18 protein-coding genes are annotated in these 22,117 nt (G+C 71.8%); 8 read left to right on the forward strand and 10 right to left on the reverse strand.

All coding sequences use genetic code 11. From position 1 onward, the window contains the following. The first annotated feature begins 67 nt into the window (after nt 1–67). From qcrA to Vgi01_RS01550, 3 genes are all read left to right on the forward strand, one after another. A complete protein-coding gene (qcrA, locus tag Vgi01_RS01540) occupies nt 68–1,144 on the forward strand; it encodes a cytochrome bc1 complex Rieske iron-sulfur subunit (protein WP_204289928.1) in 1,077 nt (358 codons plus the stop codon). Then, complete coding sequence (gene qcrB, locus Vgi01_RS01545; protein WP_204289929.1) at nt 1,141–2,763, forward strand: cytochrome bc1 complex cytochrome b subunit; 1,623 nt, start codon at nt 1,141–1,143, stop codon at nt 2,761–2,763. Before qcrA ends, qcrB begins: the two co-directional genes overlap by 4 nt. A 169-nt stretch (nt 2,764–2,932) precedes the next feature. Continuing rightward, on the forward strand, nt 2,933–3,631 hold the full coding sequence (locus Vgi01_RS01550) for a DUF4142 domain-containing protein (protein ID WP_204289930.1): 699 nt from the start codon (nt 2,933–2,935) through the stop codon (nt 3,629–3,631). 272 nt (nt 3,632–3,903) lie between these two features. On the opposite strand, the gene Vgi01_RS01555 is transcribed toward Vgi01_RS01550, so the two are convergent. From Vgi01_RS01555 to Vgi01_RS01575, 5 genes are all read right to left on the reverse strand, one after another. Continuing rightward, nucleotides 3,904–4,191, reverse strand: coding sequence for an Lrp/AsnC family transcriptional regulator (locus Vgi01_RS01555; protein WP_013735163.1), 288 nt, complete (start codon nt 4,189–4,191; stop codon nt 3,904–3,906). A gap of 162 nt (nt 4,192–4,353) precedes the next feature. Next, on the reverse strand, nt 4,354–5,205 hold the full coding sequence (locus tag Vgi01_RS01560; protein ID WP_102659502.1) for a sugar phosphate nucleotidyltransferase: 852 nt from the start codon (nt 5,203–5,205) through the stop codon (nt 4,354–4,356). 128 nt (nt 5,206–5,333) lie between these two features. After that, nucleotides 5,334–5,876, reverse strand: a complete 543-nt coding sequence (locus Vgi01_RS01565; protein WP_102659478.1) for an NUDIX hydrolase — start codon at nt 5,874–5,876, stop codon at nt 5,334–5,336. A 70-nt stretch (nt 5,877–5,946) separates the two neighbouring features. Beyond that, nucleotides 5,947–7,737, reverse strand: a complete 1,791-nt coding sequence (locus Vgi01_RS01570) for a RelA/SpoT family protein (protein ID WP_102659503.1) — start codon at nt 7,735–7,737, stop codon at nt 5,947–5,949. Nucleotides 7,738–7,866: 129 nt separating this feature from the next. Next, entirely contained in the window at nt 7,867–9,621 is a 1,755-nt protein-coding gene (locus Vgi01_RS01575; RefSeq protein WP_204289931.1) for a DEDD exonuclease domain-containing protein, read from the reverse strand. A 127-nt stretch (nt 9,622–9,748) separates the two neighbouring features. On the opposite strand from Vgi01_RS01575, the gene Vgi01_RS01580 reads away from it, so the two are divergent. The 3 genes from Vgi01_RS01580 to Vgi01_RS01590 all read left to right on the forward strand — a co-directional run bounded on the left by Vgi01_RS01580 (nt 9,749) and on the right by Vgi01_RS01590 (nt 13,815). After that, nucleotides 9,749–11,278 carry an NYN domain-containing protein gene (locus Vgi01_RS01580; protein WP_204289932.1) on the forward strand — a complete coding sequence of 510 codons (1,530 nt, stop codon included), beginning with the start codon at nt 9,749–9,751 and terminating at the stop codon, nt 11,276–11,278. Between the two features lie 156 nt (nt 11,279–11,434). Next, nucleotides 11,435–12,691: a M48 family metalloprotease gene (locus Vgi01_RS01585; RefSeq protein ID WP_204289933.1), complete on the forward strand. Its 1,257-nt coding sequence runs from the start codon at nt 11,435–11,437 to the stop codon at nt 12,689–12,691. Then, nucleotides 12,691–13,815 carry a glycosyltransferase family 4 protein gene (locus Vgi01_RS01590; protein ID WP_204289934.1) on the forward strand — a complete coding sequence of 375 codons (1,125 nt, stop codon included), beginning with the start codon at nt 12,691–12,693 and terminating at the stop codon, nt 13,813–13,815. The genes Vgi01_RS01585 and Vgi01_RS01590 overlap by 1 nt, the downstream gene beginning before the upstream one ends. Before the next feature lie 59 nt (nt 13,816–13,874). Here the strand turns inward: Vgi01_RS01590 and Vgi01_RS01595 are convergent, their stop codons facing one another. The 5 genes from Vgi01_RS01595 to Vgi01_RS01615 all read right to left on the reverse strand — a co-directional run bounded on the left by Vgi01_RS01595 (nt 13,875) and on the right by Vgi01_RS01615 (nt 20,763). Then, nucleotides 13,875–15,527 carry a putative bifunctional diguanylate cyclase/phosphodiesterase gene (locus tag Vgi01_RS01595; RefSeq protein WP_239088765.1) on the reverse strand — a complete coding sequence of 551 codons (1,653 nt, stop codon included), beginning with the start codon at nt 15,525–15,527 and terminating at the stop codon, nt 13,875–13,877. A 79-nt stretch (nt 15,528–15,606) separates the two neighbouring features. Beyond that, nucleotides 15,607–16,416 carry an SAM-dependent methyltransferase gene (locus Vgi01_RS01600; protein WP_204289936.1) on the reverse strand — a complete coding sequence of 270 codons (810 nt, stop codon included), beginning with the start codon at nt 16,414–16,416 and terminating at the stop codon, nt 15,607–15,609. A gap of 162 nt (nt 16,417–16,578) precedes the next feature. Next, nucleotides 16,579–17,247, reverse strand: a complete 669-nt coding sequence (locus Vgi01_RS01605; protein WP_007072219.1) for a response regulator transcription factor — start codon at nt 17,245–17,247, stop codon at nt 16,579–16,581. Between the two features lie 7 nt (nt 17,248–17,254). Then, the gene (locus Vgi01_RS01610) at nt 17,255–18,949 is read right to left on the reverse strand and encodes a sensor histidine kinase (protein WP_204289937.1); all 1,695 of its coding nucleotides are present in this window, start codon (nt 18,947–18,949) and stop codon (nt 17,255–17,257) included. A gap of 14 nt (nt 18,950–18,963) precedes the next feature. Continuing rightward, complete coding sequence (locus tag Vgi01_RS01615) at nt 18,964–20,763, reverse strand: AMP-dependent synthetase/ligase (RefSeq protein WP_204290008.1); 1,800 nt, start codon at nt 20,761–20,763, stop codon at nt 18,964–18,966. 146 nt (nt 20,764–20,909) lie between these two features. Between Vgi01_RS01615 and Vgi01_RS01620 the strand changes: the two genes are divergently transcribed. Both Vgi01_RS01620 and Vgi01_RS01625 read left to right on the forward strand, forming a co-directional pair. Continuing rightward, entirely contained in the window at nt 20,910–21,365 is a 456-nt protein-coding gene (locus Vgi01_RS01620; protein ID WP_203220628.1) for an SRPBCC family protein, read from the forward strand. Between the two features lie 40 nt (nt 21,366–21,405). Then, on the forward strand, nt 21,406–22,080 hold the full coding sequence (locus Vgi01_RS01625) for a hypothetical protein (RefSeq protein ID WP_204289938.1): 675 nt from the start codon (nt 21,406–21,408) through the stop codon (nt 22,078–22,080). The last annotated feature ends 37 nt before the right edge of the window (nt 22,081–22,117 follow it).

Below are 22,117 nucleotides of genomic sequence, written 5' to 3' on the forward strand. Positions count from 1 at the left end.
AACTGATCTCCCGAGTCAGTGCTGTGGTGCCGCCACGTGCCGGCGCCGAGCGGAGCGAGGTGGCGGCATGAGCACCCACACGGCCCACCCGGGCCACGAGCAGGTAGACGTGAACGACCCCCGGCTGAGCCAGTTCGACATCGTCCGTGAGGGAGCTCGCCGGGACGACATCGAGATCGTGCACTACGAGCCGCAGGTCATGCCGGGCAGCAAGGCCGAGCGCCGGCTGGTCCGTACGGTGGCCGCGATGTTCCTGCTCACCGGCCTGGCCGCGACGGCCTTCCTGGTGGTCTACATCTGGTGGCCGTGGGAGTACGAGATGGGTCGCGGCGGCGACAAGCTCTACACCCCGCTGCTCGGCCTCACCCTCGGAATCGCCCTGTTGGGCCTCGGCTTCGGCATCCTCACCTGGGGCAAGAAGTTGCTGCCCAAGGAGGTGTCGATCCAGGACCGGCACGAGGGCGCGGTGTCCGCCGACGACCAGCGGATCACCGGGCAGACCATGGCGTACATGGCCGACGAGCTGGGCGTGAAGCGCCGCCCGCTGCTCGGCGTCTCGCTGCTGGTCGGCCTGGCGCCGGTCGGCGCGGTCGCCGCGGCGCCGCTGGTGGGTGGGTTGATCTCCAACCCGCACAAGAACAACCAGATGATGGTCACCGGCTTCAGCCCGCAGGACGGGCAGAAGATCCGCCTGGTACGCGAGGACGGCCGGCCGATCCGGCCGGCGGACATCAGCGCCGGTGGCCAGATCACCGTCTTCCCCGGCATCGAGCACGGCGTCAGCAACCTGCACGCCGACTCGCCCACCCTGCTGATCCACCTGCGCGAGGCCGACGCCGAGGAGTCGCGCCGCAACAACGAGCGGGTGGGCCACGGCGGCTACATGTGGGGCAACTACGCCGCGTACTCGAAGATCTGCACGCACGCCGGCTGCCCCGCCAGCCTGTACGAGCAGCAGACCAACCGGCTGCTCTGCCCGTGCCACCAGTCGCAGTTCCTGATCACCGACAACGCGAAGCCCATCTTCGGTCCGGCCAGCCGGCGACTGCCGCAGTTGCCGATCGAAGTGGACGCTGAGGGCTACTTCGTGGCGAAGTCCGACTACACCGAAGCTGTCGGGCCCGACTTCTGGGAGCGGCCGTGAAGCGGCGCAAGTTTGACATGGCGGCAATGCCCGCCAAGACCGGCCGCGCTGTCGACGAGCGCTTCCAGGTAGCGACCCCGCTGCGCCGGCTGCTGAACAAGGTCTTCCCGGACCACTGGTCGTTCCTGCTGGGCGAGATCGCGCTCTTCTCGTTCATCGTCCTGCTGCTGACCGGTGTCTTCCTGACGTTCTTCTTCGAGCCGGCGATGACCGAGGTCATCTACAACGGCAGCTACGCCCCGCTGCGGGGTACGCCGATGTCGGCCGCGTACGCCTCGACTCTGGACATCTCGTTCGACGTCCGGGGTGGCCTGATCATGCGGCAGATGCACCACTGGTCCGCGCTGCTGTTCATGGCCGCGATCGTGGTGCACATGCTCCGGGTCTTCTTCACCGGCGCGTTCCGCAAGCCGCGGGAGACCAACTGGATCATCGGCTCGCTGCTGTTCTGGGTCGGCTTCCTGGCCGGCTTCACCGGCTACTCGCTGCCGGACGACGGCCTCTCCGGCACCGGTCTGCGGATCGCCTCGGCGATCATGCTCTCCATCCCGGTGATCGGGTCCTGGGTGACCTCGTCGGTCTTCAACGGCGAGTTCCCCGGCACGATCATCATCAGCCGGTTCTTCATCGCCCACGTGCTGCTCATCCCCGGCCTGCTTGTCGCGCTGATCAGCGTTCACCTGGGGCTGGTCTTCAAGCAGAAGCACACCCAGTGGCCGGGCCCGGGCCGGACCAACGGCAACGTCGTGGGCGAGCGGATGTTCCCCCGGTACGCGATCAAGCAGGGCGGCTTCTTCATGGTCGTCTTCGGCGTGATCGCGCTGATGGGCGGTCTGTTCCAGATCAACCCGGTCTGGCTGTTCGGCCCGTACGAGGCGTGGGTCGTCTCCGCGGCCAGCCAGCCCGACTGGTACGTCATGTTCCTGGACGGCTCGACCCGGTTGATGCCGGACTGGGAGATCTTCATCCCGATCGGCGACGGCTACGTGATTCCGCCGCTGTTCTGGCCGACAGTGGTGCTACCCGGCATCCTGGTCATGCTCTCCCTGTTCTATCCGTTCATGGAGGCTCGCTACCTGAAGGACTACCGGAGCCACAACCTGCTCCAGCGTCCCCGCGACGTGCCGTTCCGTACCGCCCTGGGCATGATGGCCATCACGTTCTACGTGATCCTGACGCTCACCGGTGCGAACGACGTCATCGCCGACAAGTTCCACATCAGCCTGAACGCGATGACCTGGGCCGGCCGGATCGGTCTGCTGGTCCTGCCGCCGGTGGCGTACTACCTCACCTACCGGATCTGCCTCGGCCTGCAGCAGCACGACCGGGAGGTGCTGGCCCACGGTGTGGAGACCGGCATCATCCGACGGCTGCCCGACGGCCGGTTCGTCGAGGTGCACCAGCCGCTCAGCTCGGGTGGTGAGCACGGCGAGCTGCCGTACGCCGGTTGGGTGGTGCCGAAGAAGATGAACCGGCTCGGGGCCCTCGGCCCGGCCATCCGGGGCTTCTTCTACCCGATCGAGAAGCCGGCCGAAGCGCCGGTCTCGCCGGGGCACCCGCCGGTCGAGCCCCGCGCCGAGCGGGAGGAGATCGGCAGCGGAGACAGCCGCCGCAGCTGAGTCGACTCGCACAGTGGGACGTGGCGCCCGCCGGATCACTCCGGCGGGCGCCACGCCCTTTTCCCGCCCTTCGCCGCCCCGTCGGAGCTTCCCGCCCGTCACCGGATCGCAGGAATAACCCCGGTCAGCCGGGTATCCGTTCGGTCCAACGTCTCAACGGGGAGGAAGCATGTTGGGAATCAAACGCCTCGGCCTGCTGGCCGCACTGGTGCTGGTGGGTGTCGCACCCGCCGCAGCAGCGCAGGCGGCCGCGCAGCCGTCGGAGCAGGACACCCAGTACCTGCAAGCGATCCACCAGGTCAACCTCTACGAGGTGCAGGCCGGCGAGCTTGCGGAGAAGAAGGCCCAGGACCAGCAGGTCAAGGACCTGGCACAGATGATCGTCACCGATCACCAGGATCTCGACACGCAGGTGAAGGACCTGGCCGGGCAGCTCAACGTCCAGTTGCCGAACGAGCCCACTCCTGATCAGCGGACGGCTCTCGACCAGCTGAACAACGCAAGTGGTGAGGAGTTCGACCGGCTCTGGGTGACCCAGGGGCTGGCCGGCCACCTGCAGGCCATCCAGGCCACCCAGACGGAGATCTCGCAGGGTACCGAGACCCAGGTGGTCCAGCTGGCGCAGACCGCTCTGCCGGTCCTGCAGGCGCACTACGACGCCCTGGTGCAGTTGGCTGAGGAACTCGGCATCCCGGTGCCGGAGACCAGCGCGAGCGGCACGCCCAGCCCGGGCGGTACCGTCCCGGCTCCGGGTGGCACCACGCCGGCCCCGAGCGGCACCACGCCGGCTCCGGGTGGCACCTCCACCGAGGGGGCCCCGGCTCCGGGCGGCACCATCACCGAAAGCCCGGCGCCCCAGCAGAGCTGACCAACAACCAGCACAACCAGCCGGCCCAGCCCACCCAGGCTGGGCCGGCTCTCACCCCCCCCACCCCCTCCCATGCCCTCCCCTCCCTCTCCCCACCCCCACCCTCTCCGCGCGATCTTGCACTTTCGGTCGGAACATTCACCACCAAAAGGTGCAATTAGGCGACCGAAAGTGCAAGATCGACGAGCTGAGGGCGGGGCGGGGTGGGGCAGGGCGCGGTTGGGTGGGGTGGGGTGGGGTGGGGTGGGGTGGGGGTGGGGTGGGGGTGGGGGTTAGTCGGCGCCGGCTAGGCCGATGGCGAAGGCTTCTTCCAGATCGTGGCGGGAGTAGGCGCGGAAGGCGATGTGGGACTCGGTGTTGAGGACGCCCGGCACCTTGGAGATGCTGCCGGCGATCACCCGGGCGATCTCGTCGAACTCGCGGACCCGGACCATGGCGATCAGATCCACGTGTCCCGCCACCGAGTAGACCTCGCTCACCCCGGGCAGGTTGGCCAGGGCCTCGGCCACCTCAGGAATCGCGTCGGTGGCGCAGTCGATCAGCACGATCGCGGTGATCACTGGAGGTTCTCCGTTCGTCGGTCTTCCTCGCCCATGCTAGGGCCCGCCGACCGGATCAGCGCTGCTGGGACGGCAAAGCCCGGCGCACCCGGGGCTCGGAAACCGGTCAGGGCTGCCCGGGCGGGGCAGGGCGATCGGAACTGTCAGGGCGGTTGGGACGGGTCAGGATGCGGGGACGGTGAGGTCGTCGCCGACCCGGATCACGTCGTGGAGATGCTCGTCCGCGTGGACGGTGGCACCGGGCCAGAGCACACAGCGGGTCACCGTGCCGCGTACCGTGGCGCCTGCGCCGATCACCGAGTGGTGGCAGTGACCGGTGACCGTGGCGGTCGGATCGACCAGGCTGTCGTCGCCGGCGGCGTGCAGGTTGGCGGTGAGGTAGTCGGCGGGGGTGCCGGTGTCGTAGAAGGTGCCCGGGTAGGGGACCACGGTCAGTTGACCGGCCGCCTCGGCGGGGCGCCACACCGCTCGGACCAGGTCACCGAAGGTCGGCGGCAGTTCCCGGACCAGGCGCCAGGGCAGCAGCGAGAAGCCGGTGAAGAGGTGCCCGTCGAAGGTGCCCGGTGCCGTCGGGTCGGGTGCCGGCTGGCCGAGCAGGCGTACGGATTCGCCGTCCCAGTCGTGCAGCAGCGCGGCGATGTCGGGCCCGGGCGGCGACGCCGGGTCGGCGAGGTACGCGTCGGCGTTGCCGACAAGTACGCCCCGACCGGCGATCCAGTCTCGCAGGTTGCCGACCCCACCGGCGGTGCCGAGCGGAGTGCCCTGCTCCACCGAGAGGTGGGCTCGGGTGCCGACCTGCTCGACCACCTGGTCGCCGAGGTAGCAGGCGTTGACGGCGACCTGCTGCGGCCCGGCCAGGCCGAGCCCGGCGAGCCGGGCCAGCGCGCGATCCAACAGTGACACGTTGCCCACCGGGCAGAGTGCCTTGGGTAACCGCTGGGTCAGCGGGCGTAGTCGGGTGCCCTCCCCGGCGGCGAGCACCACCGCGCAGAGTTCACCGTCGAGGCTGGCCACGGCCCCCACCCCAGGCCCGCCCGAGGTCGCGGCTGGCGGGGACGTCAGTGCCCGCGGGGAGGTGGAGGACGCCAGGGCCGCCGAGGACGTCGGTGCCGGCGAGAATGTCGGATCGGGTGGTGGGCTGGTCATGGCAGGGTGTCGGGCAGTGGTGGCGGGAACTGCCCGGCCAGTGGACCGATGTCGTAGTAGGCGAGCAGTCGCGCGGTGGGCCAGGTCAGCTTGGGCAGGTCGTCCAGCGGATGCCAGGCGGCCTCGAAGACCTCGGCCCCGTCCACGGTCAGCGTGGTGCTCGACGCCGGCACCTCGGCGGTGAAGACCACGTCCACCCAGCCTTTGGCGTGTACGACGGCGTTGGGGGTCGCCGGGGTCAACTGGGTGGGGGAGAGGCGTACGCCCGACTCCTCGTGCAACTCGCGGGCCGCGCCCACGGCCGGGTTCTCGCCGCGTTGCAGCAGCCCGGCCGGCAGCGACCAGCCTCGACCCGGTGGCTGGCGCAGCAGCAGCAGGCGACCCGCGCCCTCGGCTTCGCTGTCGTGCACCAGGGTGACCGCGCCGACGATGTACTTCGGCACGGCCAGCCGCACCAGCCGGCGCCGTACCGACGGCGGAAGCCGATAGAAGACCTGGTATGCGACGGCGCGTCCGATGCGGCGCGAGCGGGGGGTCATGGCTTCAGGCTAGTGGCCGCGAGACGCGCTCGCGCCCGAGGAACGCGGTGCGTCACTGCCGGTGGTCGCCTTACTGCCGGTGGTCGACGAGGTCGATGAGTTGGCGTACGACGGCGTCCGGTTCGAGCACCCGGTCGAAGACCGCGACCAGCAGGGTTTCCAGGTCGGGGTAGCCGAGTTCCTCCGACAGCCGCAGCAGCGGCAGGTCGCTGGCCAGCCCTCGGTTGTGTTGGCGCAGGGCGAGCCCGATGGTGGCCCGGCCCAGCCGGACCTTGTCGCTGATCGAGATGCCGGGCTCACTGTGCTCGGCGAACCAGCGGTTGATCTGCATCTGCGCGTGCGGCGACTTGACGAAGCCGAGCCACTCGCGGCGCGGGCCGCGCGGGGCGACCTCGGCGTCGAGGGAGCACTCCTCGTCGGTCTCGGTGAAGATCTCGACCACGTCGCCCTCCTCCAACTCGGAGGAGAGCGGGACCAGCCGACCGTTGATCCGGGCGGCGAGACATCGCTCGCCCCGGTCGGTGCCCAACTCGTAGGCCAGGTCGACCGGGGTCGCCCCGGCCGGCAGGACGATCTGCCGACCTTCGGCGACCACCTGGATCTGTGCCTCGGCCAGGTCGCAGCGCAGCGACTGGAGGAACTGCGCCGGGTCGGCGGCGTCCTGCTCCCAGTCCAGCACCCGGCGCAACCAGTCGAGCTGTTCGGTACGGGCCGCCGGCGCGCCACTGGCACGGGGGAAGCGGAAGTCGGCGGCCACCCCGTACTCGGCTGAGCGGTGCATCTCCTCGGTGCGGATCAGCACCTCTACGGTGCGGTCGCGGGGGCCGCAGACGCTTGTGTGCAGGGAGCGGTAGAGGTTGTTCTTCGGGGAGGCGATGAAGTCCTTGAACCGGCCGGGCACCGGTCGCCAGAGCCCGTGGATGGCGCCGAGGGCCGCGTAGCAGTCGGTGGCCGGGCCGTCCACCACGACGGTGATGCGGGGCAGGTCGTACGGCACGGTGTGGCCGCCGGCGACGGTGTCTTTCCAGATCGAGTAGAGGTGCCGGGGTCGGGGCGCGACCTGGGCGTCGACCCGGCTCCGCCGCAGCGCCACCTTGGCCTGGGCCACCACGTCGTTGAGGTAGCTGTCCCAGCCGGGGCGGTCGTGCACGTGGCGGGCGATGCGGGCGTGCTCGTCCGGCTCCAGGTGCAGCAGCACCACGTCGTCGAGTTCCCGTTTGAGGGTCTGGATGCCCAACCGGTCGCAGAGGGGTACCAGCACCTCGAGGGTCTTGCGGGCGATCCGTTCCCGGGAGGCCGCCGAGCGTACGCCCAGGGTGCGCATGTTGTGCAGCCGGTCGGCCAGCTTGATGATCAGCACCCGGACGTCCTTGCCGGCCGCGATGATCATCTTTCGGATGGTCTCCGCCTCGGCGGCCTGACCGTAGAACGCCTTGTCGAACTTGGTGACCCCGTCGACCAGGTGGGCCACCTCGTGGCCGAAGTCCTCGGCGAGGGCCTGCAGCGTGTAGCGGGTGTCCTCCACGGTGTCGTGCAGCAGCGCCGCGACCAGCGTGGTGGTGTCCATGCCCAGCTCGGCGCAGATCTGCGCGACCGCGAGCGGGTGGGTGATGTACGGCTCCCCGCTCTTGCGGAACTGGCCGCGGTGCATGTTCTCGGCGATCGTGTACGACCGGCGCAGCACCGCGGGGTCGGCACCCGAATGGATGCTGCGGTGGGTGCGGACGAGTTGCCCCACCGGCTCGGTGTCGGTGGTCGGCCAGCTCAGCAGCGACCGGAGTCGGCGGGCGAGCGGAAGTTCGCCTGGTTGTGCGGGTAGTGCGCCCCGTAGGGCGCCGCCGCGTCCGGCGTCGACGTCCACGTGGGACACCCCCTCACTTCCGCACCGGCGCGCCTGCGGATCGGCAACCGGGAGCAGAACCTCGAAACGGGCAGGACTGCACTCCCTTAACAGACTAAGTGAGTCGACGTAGTCCGATCGGTCAGTTGCTCATGAGCGTTCGGACCAGAGTTGACGGGACGCTGCGTTCTCGGCCTTGGTCAACAGGTCACGGAAGCGACCCGCGCCGGACACCGGAGAGGCCCAACCGGCCGACATCTCCACCAGTCGGGTCTCCGGCCGTTCCAACCAGGACAGGATCCGTTCCGACTCCTCCGGGGTGGCCGCCGGGACCGGGCCGTGCCCGGCCGACACCGTCTCGGCGGTGGCGCGGATGGTGGCCAGGGTCGGTCGCGGGTGGACCCCGGGCGGGCTGACCCCCGCTCCGGCGAGCCGACCGTGCCGCACCAGCGCCAGCTCCCAGCCGCCGCCTTCGGCCGGCCGGGCGGCGGCCACCTCGGCGATGCCGGTCAGCGCGGCCAGCCGCTGCATGCGTACGGTCGCGCGCAGCACCGCCGCCAGTCGTGATCGGAGCACCGCCGCCTCCTCGTAGCGCTGACCGGCGGCCAGTGCCTCGATCCGGGCCAGCAGGGCGTCTACCACCGGCTTGGCGTCGCCGGTGGTGGCCTCGGCGAACGGCGTCACCGCGACGGCGTCGTACTCCTGGGGGGTGATGCGGTGCTCGCAGGGTGCCGGGCAGCGGCCCAGCTCGGCCAGCGCGCAGGCCGGCGTGACGGTACGCAGCGACAGCCGATGGGTGCACTGACGCAGGGGCACCGCGTCGTGGAAGCCGGCGGCGGCCAGCTCCGCGGCCCGCCGCGAGGAGAACGGCCCGAGGTAGGCGCGGTCGTCGGGGGAGATCTCCCGCACCACCGACAACCGGGGGTACGGCCCGTCGGTCAGCTTCAGCCAGACCACCCGCTCCGGATACTTCGACCGTCGGTTGTACGGCGGGGCGTGCGCCCCGATCAACCGCAGCTCTCGGACCTCCGCCTCCAGCGAGTGGGCGCACTCCAGCGCCTCGACCCGCTCGGCGGCGGCCAGCATCTCCGAGATCCGGGCGCGTTTCTCCGCGGCGGTGAAGTAGCTGCGGACCCGGGTGGCGATGTCGCGCGAGGTGCCGACGTACAGCGGTCGGTCGTCGGCGGCCCGGAAGATGTAGACCCCGGGGGAGCGGGGCAGCCCGTCGGCCAGGTGCCGTTTGCGGCGTTGCGTCGGGGTGACCGCCCGGGCGAACTCGATGGCCTCGCCGATGGTGTCGACCCGGTGCCCGCCGAGCCGCCCGATCAGCCCGTGCAGCACGTCCACGGTCGCCCGGGCGTCGTCCAACGCCCGGTGCGTCGGGGTGGTGGCAGCCCGGAAGTAGGCCGCCAGGGTGCCGAGTTTGCGGTTTGGCACCTCGTCGCGCAGCAGCACACGGCGGGCCAGCGCGGCGGTGTCCAGCACCCGGGGGTTGGGCCAGCGGTAACCGTGCCGGGCGCACGCGGCCTTGAGAAAACCGACATCGTACGGGGCGTTGTGGGCGACCAGCACGGCATCGGAGATGAACTCCAGGAAGCTCGGCAGCACCTGTTCGATGGGGGGCGCGGGCAGCAGCATCGCCTCGGTGATGCCGGTCAGCACGGTGATGAACGGTGGAATCGGCACGCCGGGGTTGACCAGGGTCGCCAGCACCCCCAGCTCCTCGCCACCGCGTACCTTCACCGCGCCGATCTCGGTGATGCCGCCGCCGTCCGGTGCCCCACCGGTGGTCTCCAGGTCGACGACCACGAACGTCGTCGCATACAGCGGCAGCGCCGGGTCGACGCCGTCGACGGCCGGGTCGAGCCCGGCCAGCGCCGGCTGGAGGTATTCCTGTGCTGCCATCGGCGGCACGGTAACCGTCCGGTCCGACACTCCCGCCCCACCGGTCCCATTCGCCGCCACCGGTCTAGGATGAGAGATCGGCTCACTCACCGGGCGGTGGGCCCGGTCGCGGTGGGAGACTTGCCACATGCCCCTCACCGAGCCGTACGACGACAACCTCTCCCAGGAGGAGCAGGTCGTCGCGGTGCCGGCTGCCGGTGACCTCGCCGATGTCGCCGCCGCCGGGGGGTTGGGGGACCCGCCGCACCCGCAGACCGCCGCCGACGGCGGCGCCGACGCCGGGACCGCCGATGCGCAGACCCCCGCCGATCCGGATGCCGAGCAGACGCCCGACGCCGAGCAGACGCCCGAGCCGGAGCCGAGCCTGCCCGAGCCGGTCCGGCAGCGGATCGTCTCACTCACCGCCGCCGTGCTGCCCGGCCTGCCCGGCGACGAGGTGCCCGTGCCGCTGCGTCGGGTCGCCAAGTTCGCCCCGAACCGGCGGGCCCGCCTCGGCGCGCCGGTGATCGCCGCCCAACTCGCCGCCGACCCGCTGTTCCGCCAGCGGGTCACCGCCCGGGTGCTGGCCGACGCCGGTGACCTGGGTGCCGCTGTGGTCGACGGGACGGCCCCCGCCGCCGCCGATCCGGTCGAGGTGGCCGCCCTGGCCTACCTGGCCCGGCCGCGCGGGTGGCGGCAGCTGATCGAGGCCAGCGGCGCGGCGGTACGCGCCGAGGCGGACACCGCCGTGGTGGCCGAACTGGTCCGCCAGGCCGAACAGCGGGCCAACCGGGCCGACCACGACCGCGCGGTGGCCCGGGTCGAGGCCGACAAGTTGCGCGACGAACTGGCCCGGGTCCGCGAGGAACTGGGCCAACTGCGCGAGGAGTCCCGCCAGCTGGCCCGGGCGCTGCGGGAGAGTCAGGCCCGCGAACGTCGGGCGAGTGAGCTGCTGGCCACCGAGCGGGGCCGGGCCGCGCGGGCGGCGGCGGACGCGGACGCCGAGTTGCGCCGGGCTCGGGCTCGACTGGCCGAAGCCGAGGCGGCGGCCGGGGTCGCCCGGGCCAGCGCCAAGGAGGCCCGCTCGGTCGACGACGCCCGCCTGTGGCTACTGCTGGAGACCATCGGGCAGGCCGCCGTCGGGCTGCGCCGGGAGTTGGCCCTGGATCCGGTGGAGAAGCTGCCCGCCGACTTCGTCGCCGACTCCTTCGCCGACTCCTCGACGGCCACCTCCACCGGGGCCGCGGCGCGGGCCCGGGACACCGACGACCCGGCCCGACTGGACCAGCTGCTCGCCCTGCCCCGCGCCCACCTGGTGGTCGACGGCTACAACGTGACAAAGCGGGGCTTCGGGGAGATGTCGCTGGAACAGCAGCGCAAGCGGCTGATCACCGGCCTGGGCGGGATCGCCGCGCAGACCGGTGACGAGGTCACCGTGGTCTTCGACGGCGCCGAACGGATGCACGGGCTGCCGCCCACCCCGCGGGGGGTGCGGGTGCTCTTCTCCCGCAAGGGCGAGACCGCCGACGAACTGATCCGCCGGCTGGTCCGCGCCGAGCCACCGGGGCGTGCGGTGGTGGTGGTCTCCTCCGACCGCGAGGTCGCCGACGGGGTACGCCGACACGGCGCCTACCCGTTGGGCGCGGACTCGCTGCTGCGCCGCCTCTCCCGCTCCTGACCGGATCGGTTGCGATCCACTCGAGTGGGGACAACGTGGGCCGGGCAATAGGATTGGCGCCCATGGCGACAGGAGCGACGGTATGAGCGGCAGAGCGGACGGCCGGTCCGATACCGGTCGCTGCGCCGGGTCGCCGCAGGCGGATCGGGTGGCCCGGTGAGCCCGCGCGGTTGGGCCGTACTCACCCTGGCCGGGCTCGGTCTCGCGCTGCTGGTGGCGGCGCTGGTGCTGATCCCGTGGAACCGTCCGCCCGCGCCCCGCGCCGATCAGCTTGCCGCACTCCGGGAACTCCCCGCCGACCAGGTGGAACGGGCCCGACAGTTCCGCTCCGCGCTGCGCCCCGGCAGTTGGACGGTGCTCGGTGTCGGCCTGCTGGTGGCGCTCGCGCTCGGGCTCACCCCGCTGGGCAGCCGCCTGATCGAACTGGCCGGGCGCCCCTTCGGTGACCACTGGACCGCGCAGGCGATTCTCGGCGGGCTCGCCGTGGTGCTCGTGGCCGACCTGGTCACGTTGCCCTTCGCCGCCTGGCGGCACAGCGTGCTCACCCGGTGGGGACTGGCCACCAACGGCTGGGCCGGCTGGACCGTCGACCTGCTCAAGTCGTACGCCGTCAGTGCCGTCGTCGGCGCGGTGGCCCTGCTCGGCTTCTACACCGTCGTGCGACTCGCCCCGCGTTGGTGGTGGGCGTTCGGCGCGGCGGGGGCGGCGACCCTGGTGGTGCTGTTGTCGTTCGTGCTGCCGGTGCTGGTGGAGCCGGTGTTCAACCGGTTCAGCCCGATGGAGCCGGGGCCGCTGCGTACCCAGCTGATGGACCTGGCCGCCCGCGACGGCGTACCGGTGCGCGACGTGCTGGTCGCCGACGCGTCCCGGCGCACCCGGGCGGTCAACGCCTACGTCTCGGGATTCGGCCCGACCCGCCGGGTGGTGGTCTACGACAACCTGCTGCGGGAGGCGACCGACGCCGAGGTGACCGCGGTGGTGGCCCACGAACTCGGCCACGCCAGGGACCGGGACGTGCCGGTCGGTACGCTCACCGGCGCGCTCGGCGCGGCAGCCGCCGTGGTGGCGCTCTACCTGATCGGCTCCTGGCCGCCACTGCTGCGCCTGGCCGGTGTCGGCTCGGTCGCCGAGCCGCGTGCGTTCGGGCTGCTACTCGCCCTGGTCACGGTGGCCGGGCTGGTCTTCGCGCCGGTGCAGGCGCTGATGTCGCGCCGGGTCGAGGCCCGCGCCGACGCGCACGCGCTCGCGCTGACCGGTGACCCGGCCGCCTTCGAGTCGATGCAGCGGCGACTGTCCTCGGTGAACCTCTCCGACCCGGATCCGCCCCGCTGGGAGTACCTCTACTCGGCCTCCCACCCCTCCACCGTGGAGCGGATCGCCGCCGCCCGCGCGTACGCCAGAAAGGCCGGTTGATGGGTCGCACGTTGCTGGTCACGAACGACTTCCCGCCGCGTCCCGGCGGCATCCAGTCGTTCGTCCACAACCTGGCGGTACGCCAGCCCGCCGGCTCGGTGGTGGTGTACGCGTCGAGTTGGCCGGATGCCGACAAGTTCGACGCCGACCAGCCGTTCGAGGTGATCCGCGAGCGGACCCGGATGCTGCTGCCGACCCCGTTGGTGGCCCGTCGCGCGGCCCGGCTGGCTCGGGCCTACGACTGCGACAAGGTCTGGTTCGGGGCGGCGGCCCCGCTGGGTCTGCTCGCCACGGGGCTGCGCCGCCGGGCGGGCGTACGCCGGGTGGTCGCCCTCACCCACGGGCACGAGGTGGGCTGGGCGGCGCTGCCGCTGGCCCGGACCGCCCTGCGGCGCATCGGTCGGGGCGCGGACGTGGTCACCTACCTGGGGGAGTACACCCGCAGCCGGCTGGCCCGCGCCCTCGACGGGCTGACCGAGCTGCGGCAACTCGCCCCCGGCGTGGACACCGAGCTGTACCACCCGGGCGTGGACGGCACCGAGGTCCGCCGCCGGCTGGGGCTGGCCGACCGGCCGGTGGTGGTCTGCGTCTCGCGGCTGGTGCCGCGCAAGGGCCAGGACATGCTGATCCGGGCGCTGCCGCTGATCCACAGCCGGGTGCCCGACGCGGCGCTGCTGGTGGTCGGTGGCGGACCGTACCGGGCGACGCTGGCCCGGCTGACCCGCGAGGTCGGCGTCGAGGATGCGGTGGTCTTCACCGGCTCGGTTCCGGCGGAGGACCTGCCCGCCCACTACGCCGCCGGTGACGTGTACGCGATGCCCTGCCGGACCCGCAACCGGGGGCTGGACGTGGAGGGGCTCGGCATCGTCTACCTGGAGGCGTCGGCGACCGGCCTGCCGGTGGTGGCCGGTGACTCCGGCGGTGCGCCGGACGCGGTGCGGCAGGGGGAGACCGGGTACGTGGTCAACGGCCGGGATGTCACCGAACTCGCCGACCGGGTGGGCACCCTGCTCGCCGACCGGGACCTGGCGCGTACCTTCGGCGCGGCCGGTCGGGCCTGGGTGGAACGGGAGTGGCGCTGGGAGACCCAGGCCGACCGCCTGACCGCTCTGTTGAACGGCTGACTGTTAACAGGGGTCCCCTGCTCTACCGCAGGCGTTAACAGGGTGCCCTTCCTTACACCTCAGCGCAGCCGGGCGAGGATGTGATCGGCGGGGGCGGGACGGCCGAAGTGCCAGCCCTGACCGGCGTCGCAACCGATCGCGCGCAGCCGCTCGGCCTGACCGACGGTCTCCACGCCCTCGGCGGTCACCGTCAGGTCCAGCGCGTGGGCCAGCGAGACAAGCGAGGCGAGGATCCGCTCGTCGGCCGCCTCCGGGGCGCGCAGGCCCCGGACGAACTCGCCTGCCACCTTCAGCTCGGTCACCGGCAGGTCCCGCAGGTAGGCCAGGTTGCTGTAGCCGGTACCGAAGTCGTCGATGGCGATGCGTACCCCGAGGTCGGCAAGCGCCCGTAGGGTGCGCACCGGCTCCTCGGCGCCGCTCATCATCATGCTCTCGGTGATCTCCAGCTGGAGCCGGTTCGGTGGCAGGCCGGTGTGTCGCAGCAGGCTGCACACCTCCTGCACCAGGTCGGGGCGGCGCAGCTGACGTACGGCCAGGTTGACGCTGACGTACGGCGGTTCACCGGTGGCTGCCGACCAGCCGACCGCCTCGCGGCAGGCCTCGGCGAGCACCCAGGAGCCGAGCGGCACGATCAGGCCGGTCTCCTCGGCCAGCCCGATGAAGCTGTCCGGACGCAGCACCCCCAACTGCGGATGCTGCCAGCGCACCAACGCCTCGACCCCGAGCACCGAACCGTCCTGCAACGAGGTCAACGGCTGGTAGTCGAGGTAGAACTCGCCGCGCTCCAGCCCGCCGGGGATGGCCGCGCTGAGCGCCTGCCGAGCCTGTTCCCGGTTGTCGCGTTCGGCGTCGTACAGCGCCCAGCCCGCGCCGCCGGCGCTCTTGGCCCAGTGCAGGGTGCTGCCGGCGGCCCGCCACAGGTCGTCCGGAGTGGTGCCGGCGACCTGGCGTTCCACCACACCGACGCTCGCGGTGACCGTCACGTCGTGCCCGCCGACCAGCACCGGCTCGGCGAGGGCGGCCAGCGCCGACTCGGCGACCGCCACCACGTCCCCGGTGCCGGTGGAGCGTTCGACGAGGATCATGAAGGCGTCCCCGCCGAGCCGGGCCACCAGGTGAGGTTCCACGGCACGGCTGAGCCGGTGGGCCGCCGCCACCAACGCCCGGTCGCCGATCTGGTGCCCGTACGAGTCGTTGATCCGTTTGAACCGGTCGATGTCGAGGAAGCACAGCCCGACCCGGTGGACGTCGTCGCGGTGTGCGGTGCAGACCGCGGCGAGCCGTTCGGCGAACAGCGTCCGATTGGGTAGGTCGGTGAGCGGGTCGTGGGTGGCCTGGTGCCGGAAGCGTGCCTCGCTGGCCCGCAGCGCCCGCTCCGCGTCGGCCCGGGCGATCAGGGCGGCCCGCCGGATCGCCTCCTGCTCGTCCAACGTCCGGTCGCGCAGGGCGCGGGCGTAGCCGGTGGCGATCGCGGCGAGCAGCCGGGCCATCCGGTCGGCGATGTCGTCGGCGACCAGGTCCAGGTCGCGTACCAGCCGGAGTTGGATCACCTCGACGGTGCGACCGAGCGCCTCGGCGGAGGCGATGTGCGAGGCGACCAGCTCGGTGGCCACCCGGTGCCCGGCGCGCAGGTCGAGCGGTTCCGTGCGCAGTGCCGCGGCCAGCTGGTCGGTGAGCCGCTGCAACAGCGTCTCCAGCTGGGCGTGCGTCATCGGGAGGTAGCTGGTGCCCGCCAACGCCTTGGCCCACGCCCGAGCGAACGCGCCGGGGCGGGCGGGACCGTCCGGAGGCTCACCCACCGAGTCGCCCGACCCCACCCAGGAAGACCGCCCGCTCGGCGTCCTCGGCGCTGTCCGGGGTTTCCGGACGCCACTGCGGCACCCACACCACCCCGGGCTCGACCAGCTCGAAGCCGTCGAAGAACGCGGTCAGCTCGGCCCGACTGCGAACCCACAGCGGGTTGTCGGTGCGCTGGTAGACCTTCTGCGCCTCGGCCCGCTCGGCCTCGCTGCGACCGTCGTCGCTGGCCTGCGACAGCACCAGGTAGCTGCCCGGGGCCAACGCCGCCCGCAGGGTGCGCAGCACCTCGGCCGGCCGGTCGTGCTCACCGACGAAGTGCAGCACCGCCACGATCAGGACGGCGACCGGCTGAGAGAAGTCGATCATCGCCCGGACGTCCGGGTGGGCGAGGATGCGCTCGGGGTGGCGGAGATCCTCCTGGACGACCGTGGCGCTCTCGTTGCCGGCCAGGATCTCCCGGCTGTGTGCCACCGCGACCGGATCGACGTCGACGTAGACCACCCGGGAGTCCGGGGCGTGCCGCTGGGCGATCTCGTGCACGTTGCCGACGGTCGGGATGCCCGAGCCGATGTCCAGGAACTGGCGGATCCCCGCCTCGCAGAGGAACTGCACGGCCCGGCGCAGGAAGGCGCGGTTGGCCTGGGCCATCAGCGGGGCCTCGGGAACCGCGGCCACCATGGCCTGGGCCGCCGCCCGGTCCACCGCGAAGTTGTGCGATCCGCCGAGGTAGTAGTCGTACATCCGAGCGACGCTGGGCCGCTCGACATCGATCGTCTCGGGTGCCCAGTCCGGCCGCTGCAATGTCTCACTCCTCCGCACACGGTGTAGGCGTCAATGCCCCGGCGGGTATTCTGCCCCGCTTTCATCACCGAGACCATAGTGCGTCCGCAGACGGAGGTCGATACGAAAGATCCGTGCCCGCGCGGTGGCGGACACGGATCCCTTCGTCGCCGTGGGTGTTGCTCAGAACTTGGGGGCGTCCGGCGCTTCGAGCAGACCGAGCCGCAGCGCGGTCATCAGCGCCTGGGCCCGGTTGGCCGCGCCGAGCTTCTCGTAGAGCTTGGAGATGTGCGTCTTCGCGGTCGACTCGCTGACGAACAGCTGCTTGGCGATGCCGGCCACGCTCATGCCGTCGGCGAGCAGCCGCAGCACCTGGCCCTCACGCGGCGACAGCTGCGGCCCGGACGGGGCGAGCCGGCGCTTCATCGCCTCGGCCAGGTCGGCGGCGGTGAAGGCGCTGGGGGAGGAGGCGGCGTGCCGGGCGGCGGCGACGACCTCGTCGGCCGGCGCGGTCTTCGGCACGAACGCGCTCGCCCCGGCCTCCAGGGCGCCGAAGAGCTGGTCGTCGCCCGCGTACATGGTGAGCACCACGATGCCCATCGACGCGCTGGACTTGCGCAGTGCGCGGGTGGCCTCCAGGCCGCTGCCGTCGGGCAGCCGCAGGTCCATGATCACCACGTCCGGCTGCAGCGCGCCGGCCTGCCGTACGCCCTCCGCCGCGGTGGCGGCCTCGCCCACGACCTCGAACTGCCGGTCGCGCTCGAAGGCGTGCCGCAGGCCCTTACGGATCAAGTCGTGGTCGTCGACAAGGAGGACCTTGGTACGGGTAGCCGGTGTCGGACTTGTGGTCATCCTCGGGTTACTCCCCTTCTGCTGCGGCGGCGCTACCGCGAAGGTTATCGCGCCGGGGTGACGAGCCGACCACCACCGCCACGGTCGTCCCACTGGGCTGACGTGGTCTGATCTCCAACCGGCCCCGGATACGTTCCGCCCTCTCGGCCATGATCGCAAGCCCATAGTGCCCGTCGGAACGTTTGTCACCTATGCCGTGACCGTCATCCGACACTTCGATCTGGGCGTACGGGGGATCCACCTCGCAGGTGACCCAGAGGTTGGTCGCCCCGGCGTGCTTACGGGCGTTGGTCACCGCCTCCTGGGCGATGCGCAGCAACTCGGCCTCGGTGGCGGCGGGCAGCCGGGCGGTGGACTCGTCGAGCGACAGGTGCACCCGCAGCCCGCCGGAGGCCCCGACGGTACGGGCGTACTCGGCGATCGCGGCGGCCAGACCGCCGTGCCGGTCCACCTCGCTGCGCAGCTCGAACAGGCTCAGCCGCAGCTCGGTGATGACCCGGGTGACCTCCTGGCGCAGGGTCCGCAGGCTCTCGGCGGTCTCCTCGGCGTCCTCGTGCACGGTGGCCAGCGCGTTGTCGATGCCGTAGCCGACCATCACCAGTTCCTGGGCCACCCCGTCGTGGATCTCCCGGGCCAGTCGCTGCCGTTCCTCGTTGGTGGCCAGCGACCGCACCTCGTCGAAGAGCAGGGCGGCCTCCAGCCGCAGCGCCGCCGGCCCGGTCAGCCCGGTCACCTCGGCCGTCACCGGCGACGGGTAGGCGTGCGCGGCGTCGGCCTCCAGCACCACCAGGCCGACCGTGCGGACCCCGGCGACCAGCGGCACGATCAACGCCGACACGTCCCCACCACGGTGGGAGCGGGACTGGGAACGGGCCGCGGTCTGCGGCTGCTGACTGGCCCAGGCGTCGGCGATGGCCGAGTCGGCGTCGAGTGTGGTCTCCCAGTCGACCCGGTCCGCACCGATCTGGGCGAGCACCACCAGTCGCCCGCCGCCGCTGGCGGAGAGCACCGCCCCCCGGTCGGTGCGGGCCACCGTGCGCAACTCCTCCAGCAGATGCTCGGAGATGCCACCCGGGTCCAGGGTCGCGCCGGGCAGTTGGCGGGCGACGGTACGCAGCTGGGTCAGCAGCCGGGTCGCCTCCGCGTACGGCTGGGGTTTGGTGTCCTGCCGCAGTTGCATCACCCGGTGCAGCGTCTGCGCCGCGTAGAGACCGAGCACGGCCAGGATCAGCCACTGGGCGCAGACCGCGAGGTACCCCGTCTGGGTCACCTGCCGCGCTCCGCCGACCTCGGTGAACGCGCCGGTGATCAGCAGGGTGGCCGCGACCGTCGCGATCAGCAGGGCACCCTCGCGGAAGCGGCGTCGCAACGCGGTGACCGTCACCGGCACCGCCAGGTACGGCAGCACCGCGGAGGCGCCCAGCCCGTCGATGTGCCCGCCGATGGTGGCGACCGCCGCGACCTGACTCGCCGCCAGGCCGAGCACCACCACCTCCGCCATCCGGCTGATCGGTCCGATCAGCCAGTGCTCGGGGGCCATCGACGCGGGCAGACCGGCGACCGCGAGCAGCACGATCCACCAGAGCTGGGTCAGGTCACGGGTGGCGAGCAGGGTCAGGACGGCGACCAGTGCGAGCACGACCACCCGGGTCGCCGAGGCGAGCGGATGGGAGCGGGCCAGGGCGGTTGTCGAGGCGGACACGTGACGGATGGTAGTCAGCCGCGGTAGATGTCTGCGATTTCCGCCGCGTACGACTTGTGGACGACTTGACGCTTGACCTTCATCGACGGGGTCAATTCGCCGGTGGCCTCGGTGAAGTCCTGCGGCAGGATGCGGAACACCTTGATCGCCTCGGCCTTGGAGACCGACTGGTTGGCCAGGTCCACCGCGCCCTGGATCTCCGCGCGCAGCCCGTCGTGCTCGCGCAGCGTCTCGACGCTTGTGTCGGCGGGCAGGCCGACCGACTCCAACCAGGCCGGTAGCGCCTCCTCGTCGAGGGTGATCAACGCGGCGATGAACGGCTGTCGGTCGCCCACCACGACGCACTGGCTGATCAGTCGGTGGGCCCGTACCTGGTCCTCCAGCACGGCCGGGGCGACGTTCTTGCCGCTGGCCGTCACGATGATCTCCTTCTTCCGACCGGTGATGGTCAGATAGCCGTCACCGTCCAGCGAACCGAGGTCGCCGGTGCGGAACCAGCCGTCGGAGCTGATCGCCTCGGCGGTGGCCTCGTCGTTGCGCCAGTACCCCTGGAAGACGATGTCACCGGCGATGAGGACCTCGCCGTCGTCGGCGATCCGGATGGTCACCCCGGGCAGCGGCCGACCGACCGTACCGATGCGGGTGAAGCCCGGCAGGTTCGCCGACGCCGCCGGGGAGGTCTCGGTGAGGCCGTACCCCTCGCAGACCGGCACTCCGACGCCCCGGAAGAAGTGGCCCAACCGGGCGCCGAGCGGCGCCCCGCCGGAGATCGCGTCCCGGCAGCGCCCGCCGAGCGCGGCCCGCAGCTTGCCGTAGACCAGCTTGTCGAAGAGCGCGTGCTGGACCCGCAGCGCCAGGCCCGGCCCGGCGGAGGTCTCCAGTGCCTCGCTGTAGGCGATGGCGACCGCCTCGGCCCGGGCGAAGATCTTGCCCTTGCCGGCGGCCTCGGCCTTCTGCTTCGCGCCGTTGTAAACCTTCTCGAAGACCCGCGGTACGGACAGCACGAAGGTGGGTTTGATCTCTTGCAGCTCGGGGACCAGGTTCTTGACGTCCGAGCAGTGCGTCATGGTGGCCCGGGCCTGCACCACGCCGATCTGGATGAGCCGGGCGAAGGCGTGCGCCAGCGGCAGGAAGAGCAGCGTGGAGGCGTTCGGGCCGAACAGGTTCGGCAGCACCGGCACCGCGTTGGCGATGTCGGAGTACATGTTGCGGTGGGTGAGCACGCAGCCCTTGGGGCGGCCGGTGGTGCCGCTGGTGTAGATGATCGTCGCGATGTCCACCGACCGCAGCCCGGCGCGCCGTTGCTCGATCTCGGCGGGCTCCACCGTGCTGCCCGTGGTCTTCAGCTCGTCGATCCCGCCGAGGTCGATCTGCCACAGGTGTGCCAGCTCGGGCAGCCGGTCGCGGACGCCGGCCACCAGGGTGGCGTGCGCGGTGGACTCCACCACGGCGGCCACCGCGCCGGAGTCGGCCAGGATCCAGGCGGCCTGTTCGGCGCTGGAGGTCTCGTAGACCGGCACGGTCACCGCACCGGCGGCCCAGATCGCGTAGTCGACAAGCGTCCACTCGTAGCGGGTCCGGCTCATCAGCGCGACCCGGTCACCGGGCCGGACGCCGGCGGCGACCAGGCCGCGGGCGACCGCGACGACCTCGTCGCGGAACTGGCGGCAGGTGACGTCCACCAGGCCGCCCTGGGAGTCGCGGCGGATGAACTGCACCGCGTCCGGCGCGACCTCGGCGTTCTCCCAGACGGGATCGGTGAGGTTGGCCGAGTCGCCGACGGTGACGATCGGCGGGACGGAGAACTCGCGCACCTGCACTCCCTCGTGCTTGCACTGGCCGGTCGGGGTGCCACCGGCGGGTCTGCTCATCTCGAAACCTACCTGCCCTGCCGCTGACGAGCACATCGCAGGTGGGGCGGCGCGGCACGACCGGCTCCCGGGACGGGTAGCCTCCCCCCATGGCGGACTCCTCCACCCAGTCGATCACCATTGCCGCGTCACCGGACCAGGTGGCGGCGGTCATCTGTGACTTCCCGAGCTATCCCCGGTGGACCGACGCGATGCGCGAGGTCGAGGTCATCGAGGAGTACGAGGACGGTTACGCCAGCCAGGTCCGTTTCGTCCTGGACGCCGGCGTGCTGGCCGACGAGTACGTGCTGGAGTACGCCTACGCCGAGGACCTGTCCCGCATCGAGTGGCACCTGGTGACGCCGTCGAAGATGCAGAAGCTCCAGCGCGGGTCGTACGACCTGGTCGGCAATGCCGACGGGAGCACCACCGTGACCTACACCCTGGAGGTGGAACTCGCGGTCGGGATGCTCGGAATGTTCCGCCGCAAGGCCGAAAAGATGATCATGGACACCGCGTTGAAGCAGCTCAAGCGCCGGGTAGAAGCAACTGGTTCGGCGCAGTGACGCGTCCGGCGACGCGGTCGCCACGGTAGAGGAGCCCACGATGGGTGCAACGGATCCAGGTTCGGCCCGACAGGAGGCGGAGCGGCTGGTCGCCACTCTGCTGGCCAGCGCGCGGTTGGCCGCCGGCAACCCCGGTACAGGGCCGCTGGGCTCACTGAGCGGGATCATGACCAGTGTCCTCGGTCACAGCGACTCGGACGAGGCGTCCGGAGCGGCAGCCGGCCCGGGTTTCGCCACTGGTGCGGCGGAATGCTGCGTCTGTCCGGTCTGCCGGGGAATCGCCGCGTTACGCGATCCGAGTCCGGAATTCGCCGAGAGGTTGGCCACCGGCGCGGGCGATCTGGCCGCCGGACTGGCGAGCTTTCTGCGGGCCTTCGCCCCGCCCGAGACGTCCGACGACCCCTCCAGCGGCCCGGGTGGGGACCCGGACAGCGACCACGTGTGGCGCGAGGCGACCCGTACCGGGCATGATTCTCAGCCGGCACCGGATCGGCACGTCTGGACCGCCGCGACGCGAGCGGAAGAGGGTGCCGTCCCGGCCGTCCCGCCCGTCGATGCCGCCGGGCCGGTCGCGGACGCCGTAGGCCCGACGCCGGAGACCGGCCGCCCGGTGGTGCCCGCCTCACGGACGCCGGACGGCGAGCGCCGGACCGCGTCGGAGGCCGCGGCGCCCACCAGCGCCGAGCAGCAGGGCGCAGCAGGCGACGAAGCCTGATCTCAGGACGACCCGCACCACCGGCCAGGGCAGGTAC

The organism is Micromonospora gifhornensis (genome assembly GCF_016863515.1).
GTDB classification, from domain to species: Bacteria; Actinomycetota; Actinomycetes; order Mycobacteriales; family Micromonosporaceae; genus Micromonospora; species Micromonospora gifhornensis.

What these genes read in the sequence shown, in the direction of transcription:
- qcrA (WP_204289928.1), top strand. Translation starts at nt 68, where the DNA reads ATGAGCACCCACACGGCCCACCCGGGCCACGAGCAGGTAGACGTGAAC.
- Vgi01_RS01550 (WP_204289930.1), top strand. Translation starts at nt 2,933, where the DNA reads ATGTTGGGAATCAAACGCCTCGGCCTGCTGGCCGCACTGGTGCTGGTG.
- Vgi01_RS01565 (WP_102659478.1), bottom strand. Translation starts at nt 5,876, where the DNA reads ATGACCCCCCGCTCGCGCCGCATCGGACGCGCCGTCGCATACCAGGTC.
- Vgi01_RS01575 (WP_204289931.1), bottom strand. Translation starts at nt 9,621, where the DNA reads ATGGCAGCACAGGAATACCTCCAGCCGGCGCTGGCCGGGCTCGACCCG.
- Vgi01_RS01580 (WP_204289932.1), top strand. Translation starts at nt 9,749, where the DNA reads ATGCCCCTCACCGAGCCGTACGACGACAACCTCTCCCAGGAGGAGCAG.
- Vgi01_RS01590 (WP_204289934.1), top strand. Translation starts at nt 12,691, where the DNA reads ATGGGTCGCACGTTGCTGGTCACGAACGACTTCCCGCCGCGTCCCGGC.
- Vgi01_RS01595 (WP_239088765.1), bottom strand. Translation starts at nt 15,527, where the DNA reads ATGACGCACGCCCAGCTGGAGACGCTGTTGCAGCGGCTCACCGACCAG.
- Vgi01_RS01605 (WP_007072219.1), bottom strand. Translation starts at nt 17,247, where the DNA reads ATGACCACAAGTCCGACACCGGCTACCCGTACCAAGGTCCTCCTTGTC.
- Vgi01_RS01620 (WP_203220628.1), top strand. Translation starts at nt 20,910, where the DNA reads ATGGCGGACTCCTCCACCCAGTCGATCACCATTGCCGCGTCACCGGAC.
- Vgi01_RS01625 (WP_204289938.1), top strand. Translation starts at nt 21,406, where the DNA reads ATGGGTGCAACGGATCCAGGTTCGGCCCGACAGGAGGCGGAGCGGCTG.